The sequence below is a fragment of the Desulfurobacteriaceae bacterium genome (assembly GCA_039832905.1).
In the GTDB taxonomy this organism is placed as follows: Bacteria; Aquificota; Aquificia; order Desulfurobacteriales; family Desulfurobacteriaceae; genus Desulfurobacterium.
On the sequence record JBDOLX010000048.1, the window covers coordinates 3,680 to 4,578 of the forward strand.

General features: G+C 35.2%; 3 protein-coding genes. All 3 read left to right on the plus strand.

Going from position 1 to position 899, the window contains the following annotated elements:
- Positions 1 to 208, plus strand: a 208-nt coding sequence (locus ABGX27_03465; GenBank protein MEO2068549.1) for a hypothetical protein, incomplete at its 5' end; no start/stop codon positions are given.
- A gap of 11 nt (positions 209 to 219) precedes the next feature.
- Entirely contained in the window at positions 220 to 747 is a 528-nt protein-coding gene (locus ABGX27_03470) for an adenylate kinase family protein (GenBank protein MEO2068550.1), read from the plus strand.
- Positions 728 to 899, plus strand: a 172-nt coding sequence (locus tag ABGX27_03475; GenBank protein ID MEO2068551.1) for a transcription antitermination factor NusB, incomplete at its 3' end; no start/stop codon positions are given. The genes ABGX27_03470 and ABGX27_03475, both read left to right, overlap by 20 nt.

The window sequence follows — 899 nt, forward strand, 5'->3', positions numbered from 1 at the left end:
GCAAAAAACAAGAACGGTTTCCAAAACAGTCAACGGGACTTCCGAAGCCCTTGTTAGCAAAGTAGAGATGCTAATAGCGGATATTAGAGAGATTGATAATATCTCTGAGGATAACTCTAAGAGTATCGAAGAAATCTTGATGAAGATAAGGGAACTCTATAAAGAAATAGACGAACTAAATAAGATAATTTCTACCTTTAAGACTTAAAGGAGTAGATAGTGAAAATAACGATTACTGGTACACCCGGCGTTGGAAAGACAACGGTGGCCGAAGCTCTAGCTCAGAAAATTCAACTTCCCCTTTACAACCTTTCTGAACTTGTAAAGGAAAAAGGGTTTTTCACAGAAAAAGACGAGAAGAGAGGATCTTTTGTTGTTGATGAAAAAAAACTTTTGGATTTTTTCAAAGATAAAGACTCTTTCATTGCAGAAGGATTAATAGCCCATTATATTCCTTCTAATCTTTGTGTTGTTTTAAGAGTAAATCCTTCTCTTATATCAGTTAGACTGAAAAATAGAGGCTATCCTGTAAAAAAGGTTAGGGAAAATCAGGAGGCAGAAAGACTATCTATAATTGTCACAGAAGCTTTAGAACTTTCACGAGCAAAGAGGACTGTCCTTATAGATACAACCAATAGATCGGTTGAAGAGGTTGTCAATCTAATACTAAAAGCTATTGAAGGAGAAGATATTTTTGACGACGTTGACTGGTTGGAAAACGAGATTATTGGCAATAAAAATTCTTAACCTCTTTGAAAGGGATAAAAAGCTTAAAGAGTACATAGAGAGATTAACAAAGGGACTTTCTCCATTAGATAGAGCTTTTGTAAGAGAGATAGCTTCTGGAACTGTTAGAAACTTGCGGCTTTTAGATTTTATAGTAGAGAAAGCAACTTCTA